The sequence below is a fragment of the Lysinibacillus sp. BPa_S21 genome (assembly GCF_023337795.1).
GTDB lineage: Bacteria > Bacillota > Bacilli > Bacillales_A > Planococcaceae > Lysinibacillus.
This window is the reverse complement of sequence record NZ_JALIRS010000002.1, coordinates 202519-224080: the sequence shown is the minus strand read 5'-3', so window position 1 is coordinate 224080 and position 21562 is coordinate 202519. Positions and strand designations below refer to the sequence as shown.

At 37.4% G+C, this 21562-nt stretch carries 23 protein-coding genes, 2 pseudogenes and 1 other annotated feature; of the genes and pseudogenes, 24 read left to right on the top strand and 1 reads right to left on the bottom strand.

Going from position 1 to position 21562, the window contains the following annotated elements; all coding sequences use genetic code 11:
• Nucleotides 1–603 precede the first annotated feature (603 nt).
• From MOK21_RS04325 to MOK21_RS04225, 21 genes and pseudogenes are all read left to right on the top strand, one after another.
• Complete coding sequence (locus MOK21_RS04325) at nt 604–1251, top strand: hypothetical protein (protein WP_249072742.1); 648 nt, start codon at nt 604–606, stop codon at nt 1249–1251.
• Nucleotides 1252–1350: 99 nt separating this feature from the next.
• Entirely contained in the window at nt 1351–1944 is a 594-nt protein-coding gene (locus MOK21_RS04320; RefSeq protein ID WP_249072741.1) for a Maf family protein, read from the top strand.
• A gap of 34 nt (nt 1945–1978) precedes the next feature.
• Nucleotides 1979–2452 (top strand): annotated as a pseudogene (radC, locus tag MOK21_RS04315) (RadC family protein); the annotation flags it as partial.
• 557 nt (nt 2453–3009) lie between these two features.
• A complete protein-coding gene (locus MOK21_RS04310) occupies nt 3010–4821 on the top strand; it encodes a reverse transcriptase/maturase family protein (protein WP_249072740.1) in 1812 nt (603 codons plus the stop codon).
• A gap of 105 nt (nt 4822–4926) precedes the next feature.
• Nucleotides 4927–5130, top strand: a pseudogene (locus MOK21_RS04305) (JAB domain-containing protein); the annotation flags it as partial.
• A gap of 576 nt (nt 5131–5706) precedes the next feature.
• Nucleotides 5707–6726: a rod shape-determining protein gene (locus MOK21_RS04300; RefSeq protein ID WP_249072739.1), complete on the top strand. Its 1020-nt coding sequence runs from the start codon at nt 5707–5709 to the stop codon at nt 6724–6726.
• A 13-nt stretch (nt 6727–6739) separates the two neighbouring features.
• Nucleotides 6740–7654 (top strand): rod shape-determining protein MreC, encoded by a 915-nt coding sequence (mreC, locus tag MOK21_RS04295; protein ID WP_249072738.1) that lies wholly within the window; start codon nt 6740–6742, stop codon nt 7652–7654.
• Nucleotides 7654–8178: a rod shape-determining protein MreD gene (gene mreD / locus MOK21_RS04290; protein ID WP_249073030.1), complete on the top strand. Its 525-nt coding sequence runs from the start codon at nt 7654–7656 to the stop codon at nt 8176–8178. The genes mreC and mreD overlap by 1 nt, the downstream gene beginning before the upstream one ends.
• A 27-nt stretch (nt 8179–8205) precedes the next feature.
• Nucleotides 8206–8874, top strand: a complete 669-nt coding sequence (gene minC / locus MOK21_RS04285; protein WP_249072737.1) for a septum site-determining protein MinC — start codon at nt 8206–8208, stop codon at nt 8872–8874.
• Between the two features lies 1 nt (nt 8875).
• Nucleotides 8876–9673, top strand: coding sequence for a septum site-determining protein MinD (gene minD / locus MOK21_RS04280; protein WP_249072736.1), 798 nt, complete (start codon nt 8876–8878; stop codon nt 9671–9673).
• Between the two features lie 93 nt (nt 9674–9766).
• Nucleotides 9767–10321 (top strand): M23 family metallopeptidase, encoded by a 555-nt coding sequence (locus MOK21_RS04275; RefSeq protein ID WP_249072735.1) that lies wholly within the window; start codon nt 9767–9769, stop codon nt 10319–10321.
• Entirely contained in the window at nt 10311–10922 is a 612-nt protein-coding gene (locus tag MOK21_RS04270) for a site-2 protease family protein (protein ID WP_249072734.1), read from the top strand. Before MOK21_RS04275 ends, MOK21_RS04270 begins: the two co-directional genes overlap by 11 nt.
• 45 nt (nt 10923–10967) lie before the next feature.
• Nucleotides 10968–11043 (top strand) — a sequence feature (ribosomal protein L21 leader region).
• Nucleotides 11044–11057: 14 nt separating this feature from the next.
• Nucleotides 11058–11366 (top strand): 50S ribosomal protein L21, encoded by a 309-nt coding sequence (gene rplU, locus MOK21_RS04265; protein WP_053484819.1) that lies wholly within the window; start codon nt 11058–11060, stop codon nt 11364–11366.
• A gap of 16 nt (nt 11367–11382) precedes the next feature.
• On the top strand, nt 11383–11739 hold the full coding sequence (locus MOK21_RS04260) for a ribosomal-processing cysteine protease Prp (protein ID WP_249072733.1): 357 nt from the start codon (nt 11383–11385) through the stop codon (nt 11737–11739).
• A complete protein-coding gene (gene rpmA, locus MOK21_RS04255; protein WP_024363181.1) occupies nt 11736–12035 on the top strand; it encodes a 50S ribosomal protein L27 in 300 nt (99 codons plus the stop codon). The genes MOK21_RS04260 and rpmA overlap by 4 nt, the downstream gene beginning before the upstream one ends.
• Nucleotides 12036–12351: 316 nt before the next feature.
• Nucleotides 12352–12879 carry a Spo0B domain-containing protein gene (locus tag MOK21_RS04250; RefSeq protein WP_249072732.1) on the top strand — a complete coding sequence of 176 codons (528 nt, stop codon included), beginning with the start codon at nt 12352–12354 and terminating at the stop codon, nt 12877–12879.
• Between the two features lie 5 nt (nt 12880–12884).
• Complete coding sequence (gene obgE / locus MOK21_RS04245) at nt 12885–14174, top strand: GTPase ObgE (RefSeq protein WP_249072731.1); 1290 nt, start codon at nt 12885–12887, stop codon at nt 14172–14174.
• Between the two features lie 24 nt (nt 14175–14198).
• Nucleotides 14199–14654 carry an ACT domain-containing protein gene (locus MOK21_RS04240; protein WP_249072730.1) on the top strand — a complete coding sequence of 152 codons (456 nt, stop codon included), beginning with the start codon at nt 14199–14201 and terminating at the stop codon, nt 14652–14654.
• 314 nt (nt 14655–14968) lie between these two features.
• On the top strand, nt 14969–15844 hold the full coding sequence (gene pheA, locus MOK21_RS04235) for a prephenate dehydratase (RefSeq protein WP_249072729.1): 876 nt from the start codon (nt 14969–14971) through the stop codon (nt 15842–15844).
• A 24-nt stretch (nt 15845–15868) separates the two neighbouring features.
• The gene (locus MOK21_RS04230) at nt 15869–16258 is read left to right on the top strand and encodes a thiol-disulfide oxidoreductase DCC family protein (RefSeq protein WP_249072728.1); all 390 of its coding nucleotides are present in this window, start codon (nt 15869–15871) and stop codon (nt 16256–16258) included.
• 344 nt (nt 16259–16602) lie between these two features.
• Complete coding sequence (locus MOK21_RS04225) at nt 16603–17496, top strand: S8 family peptidase (RefSeq protein ID WP_249072727.1); 894 nt, start codon at nt 16603–16605, stop codon at nt 17494–17496.
• A 725-nt stretch (nt 17497–18221) separates the two neighbouring features.
• Here MOK21_RS04225 and MOK21_RS04220 read toward each other — a convergent pair.
• Nucleotides 18222–18755: a transcription repressor NadR gene (locus MOK21_RS04220; protein WP_249072726.1), complete on the bottom strand. Its 534-nt coding sequence runs from the start codon at nt 18753–18755 to the stop codon at nt 18222–18224.
• Between the two features lie 141 nt (nt 18756–18896).
• Between MOK21_RS04220 and MOK21_RS23695 the strand changes: the two genes are divergently transcribed.
• The 3 genes from MOK21_RS23695 (at nt 18897) to ruvA (ending at nt 21558) form a co-directional block, all read left to right on the top strand.
• Entirely contained in the window at nt 18897–19955 is a 1059-nt protein-coding gene (locus tag MOK21_RS23695; protein WP_283164600.1) for a LysM peptidoglycan-binding domain-containing protein, read from the top strand.
• A gap of 70 nt (nt 19956–20025) precedes the next feature.
• Nucleotides 20026–20823 (top strand): phosphotransferase, encoded by a 798-nt coding sequence (locus tag MOK21_RS04210; RefSeq protein WP_249072725.1) that lies wholly within the window; start codon nt 20026–20028, stop codon nt 20821–20823.
• Between the two features lie 114 nt (nt 20824–20937).
• Entirely contained in the window at nt 20938–21558 is a 621-nt protein-coding gene (ruvA, locus tag MOK21_RS04205; protein WP_249072724.1) for a Holliday junction branch migration protein RuvA, read from the top strand.
• Nucleotides 21559–21562 lie beyond the last annotated feature (4 nt).

The following is a 21562-nucleotide window of genomic DNA, read 5'->3' as shown; positions in this document are numbered from 1 at the left end:
ACCCCCATAACAATTATTTATCTGTAATATTATAATTTCTATCTCTTTTTTCTATTTCCTGGGCATATCAAAAAAAGTTTAGGATGACATTTTGTTAAATCTGTATGTCATCTTCATTCGTTAGAACGCTTCTACTGAATGAAGAATGGTGAGGTGAATACGGATGTGTTCCGTTAGCGGTGGCAAACACTACTGAAATAGAATTTATCGTTCCAAGCTACAATTACACCAATACGACACCAACTATGATGAACCATTTCCTTTCAAATACCTCCTTTTCTCATTTGGTAAAATTGTTCTTTAACGGATTGTAGCGTAGGGCTACTCGACTCCCGTGGGAAAACGAGTAGCCCGTAGTGTAAATCAGAACTTTCTAATTAATTAGAGCGGATAAAAATGGTTAATAAACACGCTTGATCTTTTTGTTTATAGGTAAAACTTTCGTTACAAAAATAGTTAATTTTACAGTGAAACTTCGAAAATAACTATTAAATCAAAATGTAGTAAATTCGCATTTACACATCCTTTTATACATATACTTATATATCAAATTGGTCTTTTCTAAATTTACTTTGATACGTTAATGAAAGAGGTGATGGTCGAATGAAAATTGTCAGTCATGTAATAAAAAAACAAGTATTTCGAGCGATGATTATTGGAGGGATAGTTGGACTTTTTGGTGTAGCCATTTTTTTAGGTATTCTTCAAGCGAGCACTCAATTGTCTTTAAAAAATGATAGTAATGAGGTAGCCAATAAAAGTAACAATGGTAATACTTCCGGAGAAACAGTCCCGACAGCGGGGGGAGCTACGAGTGGGCCTATGTTTTTTGCAAGTCAAGCAGGCGTCTATTCAAATTATGAAAGTGCAAGCGCGTTTGTATCTGAACATCCTTCATTAAAAGAAAGTGCCATTGTCGAGGTTGATGGAAAATTTTATGTTTGGACAAGTATGGTAACAGACGAAAGTAAGCTTGTCTTTTTAAAAGATCCTGCAACATTTAAAAAAGCATTTACAGTGAGCGGTGACAGTTGTAAGGAAGCAACGATGGCAGAGCTTCCATCTGTGCTAGCTGACAAAAATGCAACAAAATTAAATTTTAAAGATAATTCCAAGGATTCTACGTTGCCTGCTGATTGGCAATCGATTGGAGCGGCAGCCTCGTCTATTTCAACAGATATTAGCATCGTTCGCTTACAAGTTTTTGCCCATTACAAATCGAAAAATGCTTGTCTTCAAGTGAAATTTTAAGAGCAAAAGATAATAAAATAAGCATTATCTTGATTTTTAGAAAATTTTCAAAACCAAAATTCTCCGTTATGATAGCTAATAAGGAGGAATGGTCAGATAATGTTTAAAACAAATCACAAGCTAGTGCTTGCTTCTGCTTCACCAAGACGAAAGGAATTGCTTGCTATGCTATCACTTCCATTCGACATCATTACTAGTGAAGTGGAAGAGACAAGCGTACAGGCAACTACAATGCAAGATTATGTAAAAGGTGTAGCACTCTTAAAAACACGTGATGTGGCGAAAAAAGCTCCAAATGCCACGATTATTGGAGCAGATACTATTGTTGTTTATGATGATGAGCTACTCCATAAACCGAAAAATCGTGAGGAGGCAATTTCTCACTTATTGCGCTTATCAGGTAAGCGTCATGCGGTCATGACAGCTGTTGCCATTATTGAGCCTAACGGTAATGAAACTACATTCGTTGAAGAGACCAATGTTGTCTTTCATCATTTATCGCAGGAGCTCATCGAAGCATATGTAGATTCGGGAGATCCATTTGATAAAGCAGGTGGCTATGGCATTCAAACTACTGGAACCCTTTTAGTAAAACGAATTGAAGGAGATTATAACAATGTTGTTGGGTTACCACTTGCAGCGTTGTTTACGCAATTGGTAGCACTCAATATAATCCAATTTGCGAAGGAGTGAGGCTTTTTTGCCGAATGATGTTTTACCAAGGACGATGATACGAGATGTTAATATAGAGGATCGACCGCGTGAGAGGCTACGGAGACAAGGAGCTATGAGTTTATCGAATCAGGAGCTGCTGGCTATTTTACTAAGGACAGGCACTAAAGAAGAGTCTGTTCTTGTACTTGCCAATCGCATATTAAGTGTTTTTGAGCGTTTACATGATTTGAAACATGCAACAATAGAAGAAATGGTTGCTATAAGAGGAATCGGAGAGGTTAAAGCCATTCAATTATTAGCAGCCATTGAACTTGGTAGACGTCTCGCACAGAAACAAAGCGATGAAAAATATACGATTCGTTCACCGCAAGATGCCGCAGCCTATTTAATGCCTGATATGACCTCGCTGAATCAAGAACATTTTGTCGTTCTTTTTTTAAATGTAAAAAATCAAATTATTCATAAGAAGACGATTTTTATAGGCAGTCTAAACGCTTCGATTGTTCATCCTAGGGAGATAGTGCGCCCATAAGGGTTTATAAGGAATCTGCTTTCGCACAGCAGTAGGGGAATATCACTATCTGTACCCTATCATTAACCAACTTATCTGAAAGGGAAACTAATCAGGGAGTGTAGCATGTTGGAAAAGCCAGAAGTTACTTAATGACCAAAGTACGACTGAATGGCGAGATGAATTGTATAAATAAGGATAAAGGCTAAACTGCTTGAATGATAGCTCAAGGGGGACTACTCGGACCTTTAGCGGGAGGTCATGATTTACGCTATTTGAAATGTGCATTGTTCTTAAAGATTTCGAGAATGATGATGTGATACCATTTCACCCAACTTTCATATAAAAGTAACGAGCGAACGTCATATCCGACATTATACATGCGATAAGTCTTTATAAATCTAAATGGGGATTACCTAAGTCAGAATGCCTTATGGGCTATGTGTTTAGACACTGAATATCTGATATGGTAACGGAGCTCTCGTAGTAGTCCGCGCTAGGGAAAGCCTAGTACATGGCGAAGGGGAGCAGTTTACCCTGTTAATACCAAATTGGGAAGGAGCGGAGGCTCTATGAGAATTCCAAAAGTAGTATTAAATCGTCTAACTGCCAAAGCAAGAGATGAAAGCTATGTATTTGAACGACTATATCGTAACTTGTACAATAAAGAATTCTATTTTGAAGCTTACGTAAAACTGTATAAAAACAAGGCCAGTAATACAAAAGGAATCAATGAAGATACGATTGATGGCATGAGCGTAAAGCGTATAGAAAAGCTCATTGAAAAATTAAAAAATCAAGCGTATCAACCAAATCCAGCACGACGGACATACATCCCAAGGAAAAATGGGAAAACAAGACCGCTTGGCATCCCTACTTTCGAGGATAAACTAGTCCAAGAAGTTGTTCGGCGATTACTTGAAAGCATTTATGAGCCACAGTTTTCAGTACACTCTCATGGATTTAGACCCAATCTTAGCTGTCATACAGCATTAAAAGAAATCCGTAATACTTTTACGGGAACCAGATGGTTTATTGAGGGTGATATTAAAGGGTTCTTCGATAATATAGACCATCATGTGTTAGTTAGCATTTTGAGAAGACGAATTCATGATGAAAAATTCATCAATTTAATCTGGAAATTTTTACGAGCAGGTTATGTAGAAGATTGGGTGTTTCATAAAACTTATAGTGGTGCACCACAGGGAGGAATCATCAGCCCTCTGCTATCGAATATTTATTTAAATGAACTCGATAAATATGTGGAGCAATATATGAAAAGCTATGATAAAGGTGACAAACGAGTGCACAATTTAACATATCATAATCTTGCTTCTAAGATTAATCATCGCAAAAGTAAGAATAAACATGATTGGGCGACCTTATCCGAGGAGGAAAAGAAAGAACGCTTAAAGGAATTAAAATTCCTTTATAAAGAACTGCAAAGTCATGATAGTAAAGACCTTTTCGACCCAAATTACCGACGTCTAAAATATGTTCGTTATGCAGATGATTTTATGCTTGGTGTCATCGGGAGTAAAAAGGAAGCTGAACAAATTAAACAAGACTTGACAATGTTCTTAAAAGAACAGTTAAGGCTAGAATTAAGTGCTAAGAAAACATTGATTACTCATAGCAAAAAGAATGCCCGTTTTCTTGGGTATGATATTCGTGTCGTAAGAGATTGGCATCGAATGAAAATGCCAAACGGAACTAAAAAGCGTAAATTCAACTATCAAACAAAGCTTTTCGTTCCACATGAAAAATATATTCAAAAGCTCTTACAATTAAACGCTTTAAAAATAGGAATGAATAATAGTTGGAAACCTATTCATCGCCCGTATTTAGTGCATAATGACGACCTTGAAATTATTCGTACATACAATGCAGAAATAGAAGGCTATTACAATTACTATCGCCTAGCGAGTAATGTACATGTTTTACAGTCTTTCTGTCAAACGATGAAATACAGCATGATTAAAACGTATGCGAATAAATATAAGAGTACCGTTAGAAAAATTATCACTAAATATAAGATTAATGGGGAATTCGGCATTCAATATGAAACAAAAGAAGGTCCAAGAATTGCTTATTTTACAGAGCAACGAATGGAAAAGAACGATGCAATTAAACAGCCAACAGTTGATATAGTTGAAAATACACTAATTTATACAGGGCGTACAAATCTGATTGACCGATTACTTGCCGAAAAATGTGAATGGTGTGGAGTATCAAGTGTATCACTTGAAATGCATCATATTCAAAAATTAAAGAATTTACAAGGTAAGAAAAAATGGGAACAGAAAATGATAGCCCGTAAACGAAAAACAATGGCTTTATGTATATCGTGCCATCACGATTTGCATAATGGCAAGTTAGATTAAAGTAAATGGAAAGCCGTATACTCTGAGAGGAGTACGTACGGTTTGGAGGGGAGTTCTTGGAAACCTAATATAGAAATATACCAAGGCGCTGGGTTCTCACCCTACTTTCGCGAGGCTGTCAAAAGATCTGCCGCTTCTATTATTTGTGCACATAATCATCCTAGTGGCATTCCAACACCCAGTGATGAAGATATTGAAGTGACGAGACGAATTATAGAGGCGGGTTATATTATAGGCATTGATTTAATCGATCATCTCATCATCGGTGATCATCAGTTTATTAGTTTGAAAGAAAAAGGTTATTTTTAACTCTGCATTCATTGTGCAGAGTTTTTTTGATTTAGTTTTTCGAGTTCTTGAACATTTGTTGAGATAGTTAACGGATTACTTTAAGAATCCTTATATTGTTGCTTATGCCAACATTTGATGAAGAATCGAATCAATAAAATAATTTTGTAGTTTTTGGAGAAAATATAAAAAATAAAAACGAACCTTTTTTTTTATAAAACGTTATTGTATTCGTAGAAATGTCTATAATATTCACAAAAATTGGTAGCCTATTACACGTTGTCTTACAAGAATAAAAATTATATGCTAATCTATACGTACTGTTTTTAATTAGGAGGGAATTAAAATAGTATCTTTTCTGCGAGAAGAGGTATGTGGCACTACAAATTCTTGCGCTTTTCCGTTATAATGAACGGTATGATTTTATCTTTGTTCAAGAAAGACTCTCACTCCAGCAGGTGTGAGATAAATGAGTGTGTAGTTTTTTCAATAGGTGTCTAACACCAAGTGAATGAAGATATAGCCTCGGGGTGTAATGCGCCGGGTGTAAGTTGATGTCAACGAAAGTATGGCTTAAATAGAAAGGGAGTACACAAATTGTTTGGATTAGGAAGTAAAGATGTCGGGATTGACCTTGGCACAGCGAATACATTAGTGTTTATTAAAGGGAAGGGGATCGTTTTACGTGAACCTTCAGTTGTAGCAAAAAATACAAAAACTGGAGATATCGTTGCAGTTGGTAATGATGCGAAAAATATGATTGGTCGTACACCTGGCTCAATCGTAGCAATCCGTCCTATGAAAGATGGTGTTATTGCTGATTTTGATATTACTACAGCGATGATAGAATACTATTTAAAAGAAGCTTGTAAAAACTCTGGTGGTAACTGGAAAAAACCGAATGTTATGATTTGTGTGCCTTATGGTATTACATCGGTTGAACAGCGTGCGGTTATCGATGCTGCTCGTCAAGCAGGTGCTAAAGAAGCATTTACAATTGAAGAGCCATTTGCAGCTGCAATCGGTTCGAACTTACCAGTATGGGATCCAACAGGGTCAATGGTCGTTGATATCGGTGGCGGTACAACAGAGGTTGCCGTTATTTCATTAGGTGGTATTGTAACGAGTGAATCCGTGCGTGTGGGCGGGGATGCTATGGACCAATCCATCATTTCGTATATCCGTAAATCATATAACTTAACAATTGGTGAACGTACTGCGGAAGCAGTAAAAATGGAAATTGGTACAGCGTTAGCTGAAGGTCCAGAAGAAAAAATGGAAATTAGAGGACGCGACCTATTAACAGGTTTACCTAAAACAATCGAAATTTCTTCACAGGAAATTTCTGAATCTTTACGTGAAGCGGTAGCATCTATTATTGATGGTGTTCGAAAAACTCTTGAACAAACACCTCCGGAATTATCTGCAGACGTAATGGAACGCGGAATTGTATTAACAGGTGGTGGAGCGCTATTAACGAATTTAGACAAAGTTATTAGCCAAGAAACTAATATGCCAGTATTTATCGCAGAAGATCCACTTGACTGTGTAGCAATTGGTACAGGTAAAGCTTTAGAACATATTGATTTAATTCGTCAACAACAAGTTAAAGGGTAAGGAGGTTTAGGCAATGCCACACTTTTTTTTCAATAAGAAATTAATTCTGCTGCTCGTGGGCATGGTTTTTCTTGTGGCATTGATTAGCTTCTCATTACGTGATCGGACGAATGCAACTTTACCAGAGCAAATTATTAAAGACACTGTCGGCGTCGCACAATCTATTGTTGCGAAGCCGGCGAATTATATTACTGGTGTTATTAATAGTATTGATTCCCTCTTAAACACGTACGAAGAAAATAAACGTTTAAAAGCACGCTTAGATGAATTTGCTGCTGTACAAGCTGAGGCATCGGACTTGAAATCTGATATAAAGAAATTTAAGGATCTCATGGACAAATCGGAAAGCTTAAAAGCCTATGATCCGATTCATGCCACAGTTATCGCTAGAAATCCTGACCAGTGGGAAGAAAAAATTATTTTAGATAAAGGATCTTCACACGGTGTAGAGAAAAATATGGCAGTTATGACAGCGAAAGGGTTAGTCGGTAAAGTTACTTTAGTGACACCTTTCACCTCTGAGGTAGAGCTTTTATATACAAATAATCCAAACTATCGTGTTTCTGCGATGGTTCAAGGAGATAAACAAGCATACGGTTTAATCGAGGGCTATGATAAAGAGCGTAATGAACTCATCATGAAGCGAATCGATTCAAGTTTAACAGTTAAAAAAGGTCAGCAAGTAGTTTCATCAGGACTTGGCGGTATTTTCCCTAAAAATGTGCCAATCGGAGAAATAACTGAAGTAAGTACAGATGATTTTGGCTTAACAAAACTGGCCTATGTAAAACCATCTGCTGATTTCTCAATTTTAGACTATGTTGTTATTGCTAAACGTTCCGCTACTGTGATAGATGGATCTGATGGTAATACATCCAACGAGGATTTAACAAATCCACCACAAAAGGGTAAAGAGGAGGCGAAATGATGGTTCGGTTTCTCATCCCCTCTGTGGCAGTTTTACTATTTTTAGTGGAACCAGAGTTTGCTATGCTTTCACCGATTGAAGTGAAAGGACAAATCTTTTATTTAGTTCCAAGATTTTTAATCTTATATTTAATATTTATATCCATCTATTACAGCCGTCAGCGTGCGGTAATGTATGGACTTTTTTTTGGTGTCTTGTATGATGTGTTTTACATTGATATTATTGGATTATATTCAGTACTGTTTCCGCTTACTTGTTTTCTAGCAGGGTCAATTGTGAAAGTTATTCATCAGCACTTAGTTGTGACAACGACCATTTCAGTTGTTTTAGTAGCAATTTTAGAATTTATACTCTATCAATTCTTCTATCTTATCGACTTTACAACGATTCCATTATCGGATTTCTTACGTTCACGACTGCTGCCGACGATCATTGCTAATGCACTATTTTTAATGATTCTTGGTTGGGCCTTCAAGTATTTAATTAATGCGCGTGTCTTACAGAGAGCACGTGAAGTTTCTTAACAAAGAGCAACGTGGGGTGAGGCATTCATGAAAAAACAGTTAGTTAATATGAAGGGAACAAAGGATGGTTTTGTTCTTCATTTAGATGATCAATGTGCGTATGTCGATTTAGTAGAAGAGCTTAAAAAGAAAGTTTCAGAAAGCGGTATCGATAGTAAAGTAGATGTACAATTATATTTGGGCTATCGATACTGTTCTGAAGAACAAATCAAAGAGCTTATCAAAATTGTTCAGGAAACAGAGCAACTAATCGTTTCTAAGGTGCAAAGTGAAGTACTGACTGTCCATGAGAGCAACCAGAAAAGGATTGAAAGTCAACAAGATACATATTTTGGTGTGGTCAGATCGGGTCAAGTTCTGCGTTCACCGGGAGATATTATTATCGTAGGGAATGTCAATCCGAACGGACGTGTAGAAGCGGGTGGCAATGTGTATATCCTAGGGAAACTCAAGGGGATAGCGCATGCTGGTGTTCATGGTAATAAGGAAGCAATCATTGCAGCATCTTGTTTTGAGGCTACACATATCATGATCGCTGATCAGGTTCAGGCAATGTCGGACGAGCATGTAAAAGCAATTAAACATGAAGAGATGACTTGTGCATTTATTGACTATGACGGGCGCATTACGTACGATCAAATTCACGCGTTAAAAAATATTCGACCATTTTTAAATGTGTCTAAGGGAGGTAGCTAGTGTGGGAGAAGCGATCGTCATAACTTCAGGTAAAGGCGGTGTCGGAAAAACAACGACAACGGCTAACCTTGGGACTGCATTGGCACTACAAGGTAAAAAAATATGTTTAGTGGATACTGATATTGGCCTACGTAATTTGGACGTAATTTTAGGTCTTGAGAATCGAATTATTTATGATTTAGTAGACGTTGTTGAGGGACGTTGTAAGATTCATCAAGCGTTAATAAAAGATAAACGTGTAGATGAGAAACTATTTTTATTGCCTGCTGCTCAAACGACAGATAAAAATGCTGTTAAACCCGAGCAAATGAAGAGCTTAGTAGAAGAATTAAAAAGAGATTATGATTATGTTTTAATAGACTGTCCAGCGGGCATAGAACAAGGCTATCGAAATGCTGTTGCTGGTGCAGACCATGCAATTGTTGTAACAACACCAGAAATCTCTGCTGTGCGTGATGCAGATCGAATTATTGGCTTGCTGGAACAGGAAGACATTACTGCACCTAAACTAATTATTAACCGTATTCGTCAGCATATGATGAAAAGCGGTGATACTTTGGATGTTAATGAAATTACAACACATTTATCTATCGATTTATTAGGGATCATCGTAGATAACGAAGAAGTTATTTCATCATCCAATAAAGGTGAACCAGTAGTAATGGATCCTACGAATAAAGCATCTCTAGGTTATCGTAATATTGCCCGTAGAATACTTGGCGAGTCTGTGCCTCTTATGGCAATTGAAAATGAACATAAGGGTGTATTTTCAAAGCTAAAATCGTTATTTTCAAGATAATCATTAACCTTTTCGTGCATTTGTACGAGAAGGTTTTTTTCTTGTGCATGAATGGACATGCAATCTCATATAGTGTGAAAAAAGGATGAGGGCTTGTTTAAAAAATGGAAATGGTTGGTCACAATCCTGCTTGTGGCTACGATTATGCTTGTCATACGTTTAGAGGATCAAGGTGTGCTGGAAACACCAGTGCGAAAACTTGTTACAACATCAGCAGATTTAGCCTATTTAAGTGAGCTCGGACAAAGCTGGTTAAATAAAGAGGATACAACAATTTTGGTATCGAGTGATGTTGGGCAAACTGAACTATTATCTTTTGCCAATGCGCAAGTTTTTAAGGAAGGTTTTTTATTGCAATATGACATGGGCCTACCGGTTTATGCTGGAAAGAATGGTCTTGTTGTTTTTACCGGTCATACAAAATATACTGGAAAAACAATGACGGTAAACTACGATGATGGGACAACTGTATCCTATGGTATGCTGGATAGTTTAGCTCAACTTCCATATACAACTGTGCAGGCAAACGATTTAATCGGCATGAAAGAGGCGGGACAACTCTATATCTCGATTGAAAAAGATAAGACACAATATAGTCTAGAGCAGATTGTACAGTGGCTTGAAACAGCGGCGTCCAATGAAAATTAAACTTCATCTTCTATGTATTCCTCTCGTATTTTTCATGATTTTTACTGGCCAAATTGCTTATTACGCCATTATTTTATTTTCGTTATTGTGGCATGAGGCGGGTCATTTGTTAACGGCAATGCTTTGTGGTGTTAAGGTGAAATCATGTATTATTACACCTTACGGAGGGGAAATAGAATTTGAAAATCCAGCGGTTGTGCCTGCAACGTCACTCCTTTGGATTGCCTTAGGGGGACCAATCGCTACAATATTAGGGATTGGCCTCGCTTTTTTTATGCCAGAACTACTTGCTACTAAGCTAATTAATGTGCAATTTGTGCTATTAGCAATCAATGTTTTACCGATCATTCCGTTGGATGGTGGCAGAGTATTTTTAGCGAGCTTATTTTTAGTTTATCCAAGTGCTCGTGCGTTTGAATATTACTACTGGCTTTCTCTTATAATTGCCTTTATACTATTCATGATAACTTTATGTTACCTGCCACAATCTATTTTTTTAGCAATTTTATGTTTATTTATATGGCTTCAAGTGTTAAAGGAATGGAATTATCGAAAATATCGTTTAGCATTTGAGAAATATGTAATGAATAGATTGACTTAAAATAATTCGTGTGGTAATATTTTAATGTTATTGTTTGTAGCACCTGTGCTACTACAACCGCACTGGAAAGGTTTAAGTATCGTATGATCACCTTTATAAGCAGGCGAGTCTGAGTCTATGAGGAGGTGCAGTAAAATGTACGCAATTATTGAAACTGGTGGTAAACAAATCAAAGTAGAAGCTGGTCAAGAAATCTATGTTGAAAAATTAGGTGTAGAAGCTGACGAGGTTGTAACTTTTGATAAAGTTTTATTCGTAGGTGGCGAAAACGTTAAAGTTGGAGCTCCATTCGTAGAAGGCGCTACTGTAACAGCTAAAGTTGTGAAAGAAGGCCGTGCGAAAAAAATCGTTGTTTTCAAATTGAAAGCTAAAAAGAACTACCGTCGTAAACAAGGTCACCGTCAACCTTACACAAAATTAGTTGTTGAAACTATCAACGCTTAATTGTGAGGTGTAGCGAATGATACAAGTTACGATTCATCACGATGAAAATAGACATGTGTCAGCATTCGAATTTTCAGGACATGCTGAATACGATGAATCTGGTAAGGATTTAGTATGTGCAGGAGCATCTACCATTGCCATTGGTACGGTGAATGCTATTTATGCATTATTACAATTACAGCCAGAAGTCGAACAAGCTGCTGAAGGCGGAGGCTATCTTAAGGTAGGTCTACCAACAGATATAGAGCCTGAGATTGATGCAAAACTACAGTTAATTGTCCAAGTAATGACTGCCCAAGTGTATTCAATGGTGCAAAATTACGGACAATACATCCAAATCAACTACAACCAAGTAGGAGGTGGAACACGATGAAATTATTATTAGCATTAGACCTTCAACTTTTCGCATCTAAAAAAGGTGTAGGTTCTACTAAAAACGGACGTGACTCTGAGTCAAAACGACTTGGTGCTAAACGTGCTGATGGCCAATTCGTAACTGGTGGTTCAATTCTTTACCGTCAACGCGGTACAAAAATTTACCCAGGTACAAACGTAGGTCGCGGTGGTGACGATACACTATTTGCTAAAGTTGACGGCGTTGTAAAATTCGAACGCTTAGGTCGCGATCGCAAACAAGTATCTGTATACCCAGCAACACAAGAAGCTTAATCTTTTATAAGATAACATAAAGCGGAGGACTGCATTTATTGCAGTCCTTTTTTTGGCTAAATTTCAACTTCTTACAGCAATTGTTTTCTGTAGCGAAAACAACACGATTTTTATCTGTGTGAAAGCAACAACAAAAAAATATCGATTGCTGCCGCTACGTTAGCACTGCGCTTTCGCACAAAAAAACATTTGCGGGCCTAAGCATAAAGCCGATTCGTGGCGCAATTTTGCCGAGGCATAATTGATTGAAGAATTAAGGGAAAAATACAGCAAAACTTGTTATACTAGTAAAGATAACTTTATTGGAGTGAATGGGATGAACAATCAATCACTAACCATTAGTGAGGTATTACGTTTTGCAAATCATGATTATGTGAATCAGCTTCAGCTTATTCGCATGAATTTAGATTTAGGTAGAATTGATGAATCAAAAAAACTTATTCAAGAGTATTCAGAGCAAATGCAAGTGCTTTCTATCCTTAATCGTCTACAATTACCGAAAACAATAGAATGGCTGCAAACAGCTGGCTGGCGCTATCCTTCATTACCGATGAAGATAAGTGGTGAGATCAAAAAATCTGTCACAAATACTATTGATACGGAAGTTGTAGACTATTTAAACAAAACAGTTATGCATGTTTATGATACATTAGATCCATTTACAGAGCAGAGTTTAGGGCTCGATGTACGTGTTGACGATCATACATTTGCCGTGACATTCACGTTAAATGGTCTATGGAGTGCTGATGCATTCACCGAAAAAGGTTTGAAACAATTAGACATTCGAACAATTGAACAGACGAAGACGCGCTGGCAATATGTCATGAATGCAAATAGGGAGTGAACTAAATGTTTGTCGATCACGTAAAGATTTATGTTAAAGGTGGCGACGGTGGAGATGGAATGGTTGCCTTCCGCCGAGAAAAATATGTACCGAATGGTGGTCCAGCTGGTGGTGATGGTGGACATGGTGGTAACGTAGTGTTTGAAGTGGAAGAGGGCTTACGAACATTAATGGATTTCCGCTACAAACGTCATTTCAAGGCTGACCGTGGTGAGCATGGTATGAGTAAAGGAATGCATGGTAAACGCGCAGACGATTTAATCGTTAAAGTACCACCAGGCACAGTCGTAATGAACGAAGAAACAGGTGCTGTTATAGCCGATTTAGTCGAGCATGGCCAACAAGCGATTATCGCAAAAGCTGGCCGTGGTGGACGAGGAAATTCTCGCTTCGCAACACCAGCAAATCCAGCGCCAGAGCTTTCTGAAAAAGGTGAGCCAGGACAAGAATTAAATGTTATATTAGAGTTGAAAGTTTTAGCAGATGTAGGACTAGTAGGTTTCCCAAGTGTTGGTAAATCAACACTTTTATCTGTTGTTTCTGCTGCGAAGCCAAAAATTGGCGCCTATCACTTTACAACAATTGTCCCTAATTTAGGAATGATTGAAACAGATGATCATCGAAGCTTTGCGATGGCAGATTTACCTGGTCTTATTGAAGGGGCACACCAAGGGGTAGGATTAGGTCATCAGTTTTTACGACATATTGAACGTACGCGTGTTATTGTCCATGTTATTGATATGTCAGGAATGGAAGGCCGCGATCCGTACGAGGATTATTTAACGATTAATGAAGAGTTAAAGCAATATAATCTTCGTTTAACAGAGCGTCCACAAATTGTTGTTGCCAATAAAATGGATATGCCTGATGCAGAAGAAAACTTAGAGGAATTCCGCAAAAAAGTGGGAGAAGATATTCAAATTTTCCCGATATCAGCTGTTTCACGTCAAGGTTTAAAAGAATTACTATTTGCTATAGCTGATTTACTTGAAGTAACACCTGAATTCCCACTATATGATGATATAGAGGAGCAATCCGAAGCAACAGTCATGTACAAACATGAAGCAAAAGGTGAAGATTTCGTCATTACTCGTGATGATGATGGTGCATTTATTATTAGTGGTTACGCAATTGAACGCCTATTTAAAATGACTGACTTTAGCCGTGAAGATGGTATTCGTCGATTTGCTCGTCAATTACGTGCAATGGGTGTGGATGAGGCTCTACGCGAACATGGAGCTCAAGATGGCGATACAGTTCGTCTGCAAGAGTTTGAATTTGAATTTGTCGATTAAGACAAGAGTTTTAGGGGGAAGCGTATGAAGAATGTTGCGAATCAGCGATATTATTTAGTTCGTGAAGATGTTTTAACGGATGCTATGCAAAAAACTTTGGAGGCGAAACACTTACTTTCAAGTGGTTCGGTATCTTCCATTTGGGATGCGGTAAAGCAGGTGGATTTATCGCGTAGTGCGTTTTACAAATATCGTGATGCTGTATTTCCTTTTCATTCAATTGTGCAGGAACGCATTTTAACAGTCTTTTTACAGCTTCAGGACCGTAAAGGAACACTTGCAAAGCTTTTAGAAACAGTAACAAATACGCATTGCAATATACTGACTATCCATCAAACAATACCGATTCAAGGACGTGCTAATGTTACATTGTCATTAGATGTCACTAGTATGACATGTGAACTTGATGATTTAATACAGCAACTCAAACGTTTAGATTTTGTCGAGTCAGCAGAAGTAATTAGTTCTGGTGCATTGTAATGACTAAAAGCAAGCTTGAATTTTAAATAGAATGTAAATAGCTCAAAAGGAGCAGTCCTATGTAGTGGTATGATATCGCTTCATGGGACAGCTCCTTATTCTATAACCGAAGAGAAGGAATGCAATTCAAAGTGATTTTCATGGGTTGAGAATTCTGAATCTTTCCATTAGTGAAATTTAAGGATACCATTTGTTAGAACGTTGTCATGTGTATAAGTTGATTAGAGTTAGGGTGGATAAAAATGGTTAATAAACACACTTGGAATTTTAATATAAAATAAAAAGCTACAAGTTGTAGTGAAGGAGGTAAAGTAATGACAGAGCAACAATGGGAAAAACGAATTGGATATTTAGGACCGGAGGCATCATTTACATACTTAGCAACAAAGGCAACCTTTCCGAACGAGTGGCTTGTCCCTTGTTCTACAATACCAGAATGTATTGAGGCAGTAGCAGAGGGAAAGGTAGATCTAGCAGTTGTACCACTGGAAAATGCTTTAGAAGGCTCTGTATCGTTAACGCTCGATTATTTATTTCATGAGGCGACCCTATATGTGACAGGTGAGCTTCTGTTAAAAATACAACAGCATTTAATGGTCAATAAAGCGCAAAAGGAGAAGTGGGAATCGATTACAGGTGTTTATTCACATCCACATGCGCTAGCTCAATGTCATAAATACTTATTTTATCGTTTCAGCCATGCTCCGTTACATCAAACGACATCAACAGCAGCAGCTGCTAAATTTGTATCTGAAAATCCAAACGAGTGCATTGCTGCGGTTGGAAATGCAGCGGCAGCCGATAAATATGGCTTAGAAATCGTTCAACCTAATATTCATGATTTCCATTTTAACCATACACGCTTCTTCGTATTATCTAAGCAAAATAGACGATTGCCGCAAGAATTATCAGAAGGACAGGCAAAGACTACATTCATGATTACACTGCCAACGGATCGTTCAGGGGCATTACATCAAGTGTTATCAGTATTTGCATGGCGACAGCTCAATTTAAGTAAAATCGAATCACGACCTTTAAAAACGGGCTTAGGCGATTATTTCTTTATGATTGATGTATTGGCAGATGAAAAGGAGCCTATGATGCGTGGGGCTATGGAGGAACTAGCTGCTCTTGGTTGCAAGGTGAAGTCGCTTGGTACATACTTTACTTATCTAACGTCGGATGAGTAATATAAGTGGCTAGGAGGAATCATTGTGGGCGGCATTATTTTGTTTGACGGGGTGTGCAATTTCTGTGATCGTAGTGTGCAATTTATTATCAAATATGATCAGGCAGCATATTTTCAATTTGCGTCCATCCAAAGTGATAGTGGGCAGGCATTACTTGCACAATACGAAGTACCAGAAAATATTGATAGTGTCATATTAATTGAGCATGGAAAGGTATATTTTGAATCCACAGCAGCACTTAAAATCTGTAAGAGGTTAGATAGTATTTGGCCTGTCTGCTATATTTTCATCCTTATTCCTCCAGCTATGCGAAATAAAATGTATCGACTATTTGCTAAAAATAGATATCGTCTTTTTGGGCGAAAAGAAAAATGTTTATTGCCAACACCTTCACAACGAAAAAGATTTCTCTAACTCTGAAGCTATCCAAGTAATGTGGATGAAATTAAGATATTAAATAAAGCACGGCTCTTCTGCAATGTTTTTTGTGCGATATACGATATTATGAAAAGTGCTATAGTATTCATTTTTGAAATGCATTGACATGTAGTTTTTCAACAAGAAGTCGCTGTCCCAAAATAGAATTTAAACTAAAAATGAAAGTAAAAGGCAGGAACGATAATTTATCGTAGAATATCATAATGGAAACACAAATAGAGGGGTTAGAATTGATTTGTATTGGGTATTAGTTTTTGATGTCGAGCCTCAGTAAGTCAATATTAAATTTAATAATAAGAAATCTATAGTAGGTGCTTTAATTGAAAAAATTTTCCTCTAAAGTAATATGGATTATTTTAGTATTTTCTGGAATGTCATTTGCGATTTATAGTGTTTTTTTAGGTGATTACGGAAAAGATAGTGAAGATGATACACCCTGGGAGTTACAATCTTTAGATTATGAAAAACTTCATAAAATCTCTAAAGGTAAATCACAAACAATCGCTATTATTGACACGGGTCTAAATTCTATATACAGTGGAAATTTAAAATTTGAAGAATCGTTAGTAGATGAAGATATTGAAGATACAAATGGTCATGGCACTATGATGTATTCTATAATTAAAGGTATTAGTGAAAATATAGAAGGTATAAGTCCTGAAGCACAAATAATGGCGATTAAAGTGATGAATGATGACAATTCAGTTTCACCAACAATTATAAAGAATGCTATTGAATTGGCCATCCAAAAAGATGCCTCTATTATTAACTTGAGTATTGCTAGTCATTTTGAGGATAAGGATATTACAGAAGCGATAAAATCAGCAATTAATAAGGGGATTACAGTGGTAGCATCCTCAGGAGATTACGGTAATACAGAATTAATGTATCCCGCAATCTTAGATGAAGTAGTTTCAGTTGGGGCAATTGATGCTTCAGGAAATGTACTTGATTTAACAAGTGGTTCTAAGGCAACAACTATTAATGCGCCAGGTCATGAAATATCAACAATCAATTTGAAAGAAACAATAATAAAAACCAGTGGTACATCTCAAGCAACAGCTATAATATCAGGCTATATTGCACTATTAAAAGATTATGCTTTTTTGAAAAATAAAAAATTGTCAAATGATACTATTATATCATTTCTAGACTCTATTAATAGTCAAGAGTTAACGTACTTACAAGCACTTGAAAAGATTGATTCATTGTAAGGGGGCCAAATTTATGGTATTAAGACCATATTACTTAGCGATACTGGCAGCCGTTATAAGTACTGTTACAGCAAACTTATCTATATCTTCAAACTCCAAAACTATTATTACCCTTTTTGCAGCCTTGTTAATAGTCATTTCTATTTCTTGGAGTTATATAGAGTATAAAAAGTCGAAAGAGGATTCTTGACCATAACATAAAAAAATTATGTGTTAAGGAAAGGTTGTTACTAGGAATCATCGATGGAAGAATTATTTTGTTAAAAAGTAAAGACCAGACGCTTAATTTGATATGCTCCCTATTAGGTAGACAGATTAAAAAATAAAATCTGTTTATCTAAGGGGAGCATTTTTATGGGGCGAAGCAAACATCCATTCGAGTTAAACTACATATCCTTCAATTGTTCGAAGAAGATCGCTATTCTATCAACGAATTGTGAGAAAGATTTTCATTAGATTATCAATTTTTACTATATGGTAGATGCAATATGAGGCAGGTAGTCGTGAAGGATTACAAGAAGCGACTTCATGTAGAGTCTTTTCGAAAGGGTTAAAATTTGCGGCTGTAGAAGACTATCTTCAAAGGAATTATGCGAGTAGCACGTAGCGGAATCAGCCTCTTCGAATTAATACACTTGATAGTAAATCATTTGAATTCATATAAATAGAAAACTGCTAGTCCCCGTGAAGGGCTAGCAGCTACATGAAATATTTGGTTTTACACGTTATTGATCTACAACTAAATAACCTTTTTTTTCTAAAGTAAGCTCAATTAAATCTAAAATTTCAACAGAAGGAGCAGAAATAACATGGAGATGTGTACCACCTGTTAGATCAGATAAATAACTTGCTTGTGTTTCGTTGACACGCTGAATAAATTTTTTTACCTCATGACGGTTAGAAATCATAATCGATGCGGTGATGTCCCCGTAAATTGGATGTTCAACAATCACATTTTTTACTGTACCACCGCAATCAACGATTGTTATAAGTTCGTCTTCTGCATCCTCTGCAGTGTGGAAGCAAGGAATTGTGCGTTCAACAGCATGATGTAATTGTTCCTGGTGCATATAGAGATATCCTTGGCTAGTTGCGATAATAGGTTCATTTCTAGCCTTTAACAATGTCATATCATTGACAATGACTTGTCTGGAAACATTAGCGAATTTAGCTAGGTCCGTCCCTGTAATAGGTGCTGTGCTTTGTTTTAATTGCGCTAGGAGTTGCAGTCGGCGTTCTTCGCCTAACATTTTTTTCATAAGAGATCACCTCTGCGAGTAATAAAGGAAGCAGTTTTCCTTAAAACCTAGTGTACCATGAAGCATTTCCAACTGCGTGAAATTTTTGTATCCAAATGAAACATTGAACATATGATACGAAGAGAGGAAGGGAGGAAAAAATTGCGTATTCATATTGTCCAAAAGGGAGACACGTTGTGGAAGATAGCGAAAGAGTACGGAGTTTCGTTTGAAGATTTAAAGCGGCTTAATGCCCATCTTGCTAATCCGGATTATATTGTACCGGGCATGGAAATTATCCTACCTGAAAAAATAAACAAAGAACCGCATAGAGAACCACATAGAGAACATCATCGAGAAACAGATTGGGGAATGCATAGAGAAGGGCATAGAGAAGGACATAGAGAAGGACATAGAGAAGGGCATAGAGAAGGCCACAGAGAGGGCCACAAGGAACACATGCATAAAGAACATATGCACAAGGAGTCACCTACAAGGCATGTTAAAGAAAAAGAGGTACAGAGACCGATGCCGCCACCAATTATTGTACCACCACCACCAATGCCAGAACCACAGATGATTCCAATTCCTTATCCAATGCCGATGCCGATGCCTCAGCCAGCGCCTGTTGAGCTTAGCTGGAATCAAAACGTTGTCATGCCAAGTGTAGAGCAAACTGTATCTCCAATTCAAATTCAACCACAACCACAGCCTGTAGCCCAACCGGAGGCGCCACCACCAGCACCAATGCCGCAACCGATTTTTATCATGCCACAAATGCCGGCAGTACCACATTGTGCTAGCTGCCATCAGCCAGTACATCATCATATGTATTGGCCGATGCCAATGCCAATGCCGATGCCTATGGAACCGCAAGTTGAGGCGTATACGATGCCAGAACAACCAACATGTGATATGGGATGTGAAAAAGTTGCTGGGGCGGAGGAGTTTTTAGAATCTAGTACATCTCCATTCTTCCCTATGAATCCAGAATTTCAACCTATGCCGGAAATGATGCCGGAAATGGAACAGCCATGTGGTTGTCATGCACAGCCAGTCATGATGCCGACTTGGCAAATGGACCAATGTTTCTGTCCGCCACCATGCCCACCGCCGTGTCCATCACATTGCCATATGCCACATTCCCATATGCAACATTCGGTAGGACCATGGATGTCACCGCACTTTTACCCAGGCGGGATGACGCCTTATCGATGGTGAAAAAGCGTATATAATTGAAGAAGTAAAGCCGAATATTTGGAAGTATAAATATCAATCCAATATTTATTTTGTGAAACGAGCAAAACAGATAGAAATAGCAGAAAAGGTAAGGGCTATTCATAGACAGCTTGGCCATCTGGAACCCTCGCTGATTTTACCTTTAATGAAAAGTGATGATGAGTATTTAATCGTGCAAGATTGGCAAGAAGGCAGTCATAGTGCTAATTTTGCACATAAAAAGGATCGAAAGGAATCACTCAAACTATTAAATACATTACATGATACACATAAAAAAATTGCTTGGCAGCGAGTTCCAGGTTTGCACACCTATTCACAGCTTTTAAAATGGCAAATGCGTCATATGCGCTTTAAAAGCAGACGGAATGAATTTCGTGCATTTTTAACAAAAGAAGAAATTAATCAAATTTCACATTATAGTGAAAAATCGTTACAGCTAATCGCACTGGAAGACCTACCTGAAAAAGAAATAACGCTTTTACATGGCGATGTCGTACATCATAATTTTTTATGGTGCTCAGATGGGCATTTACGTTTAATAGATTTTGATTTGGCTCACCTTGGGGAAGCGGATGATGAATACATCTTATGGTTGCATCGAGTATTGCCGGCTGTTGATTATGACCTTGGTAAAATATTTGCCGAGCTACCAGAGCTGAAAAGATTAGATAAAAGAAAACTACATCGTTTAAAATATCCAAATGAGCTATTACGTGAATGGCTTTTTGCAGTAGATTTGCCATTAGATCAACAGATGATATTTTTAGATTATTTAGTGCCATTTACAAAAAGAGCTCTCACATATTGGCCAAAACTGTGGTACGATATTGATAAAATGATAAAGAAATGACCGTCTTTTGGCGGTCATTTTTGTATGTGGACGACGAGTTGTGTTATTTCTTATAGTCGAGCATTCGTTCGTAATATGCTATAATCGAAGACGATGATTGTGAGGGAATATAGAATGTATGATTATTTAAAAGGACAAGTAAAGCGTGTAACTCCTGAGTATATCGTCCTTGAACAGCAAGGGATTGGCTGGCAGCTGAATACACCAAATCCATTTGCGTTTAGGACATCACCCCTTGAACAACAAATTTTTGTTCACTTGCATGTACGTGAGGATGCACAAGTGTTATATGGCTTTCCGAATTTAGACCAACGAGAGCTATTCCGTAAACTTATTTTAGTGTCAGGAATTGGACCAAAGGGTGCGCTTGCAATTTTAGCTACTGGGAACCCACAACAAGTTATAAGTGCAATTGAGCGTGAGGATGAATCGTTTTTAGTAAAATTTCCAGGTGTGGGTAAGAAAACGGCACGTCAAATGATTTTAGATTTAAAAGGTAAACTTGGCGGGTTATTGGAGACTATAGAGTTACCTAGTACAGAAGATGAGCTACCGTTATTTGGTGTAAATCCATTTAAACATGAGCTTGAAGAAGCGATTCTTGCCTTAATGGCACTTGGTTATTCTGAAAAAGAATTAGAAAAAATTCGTCCACAGCTTGAAGAAAACGACAAGCTTGAAACAACAGATGCATTTATGAAGCAAGCTTTACAATTGCTATTAAAGTTAAAATAGTGAA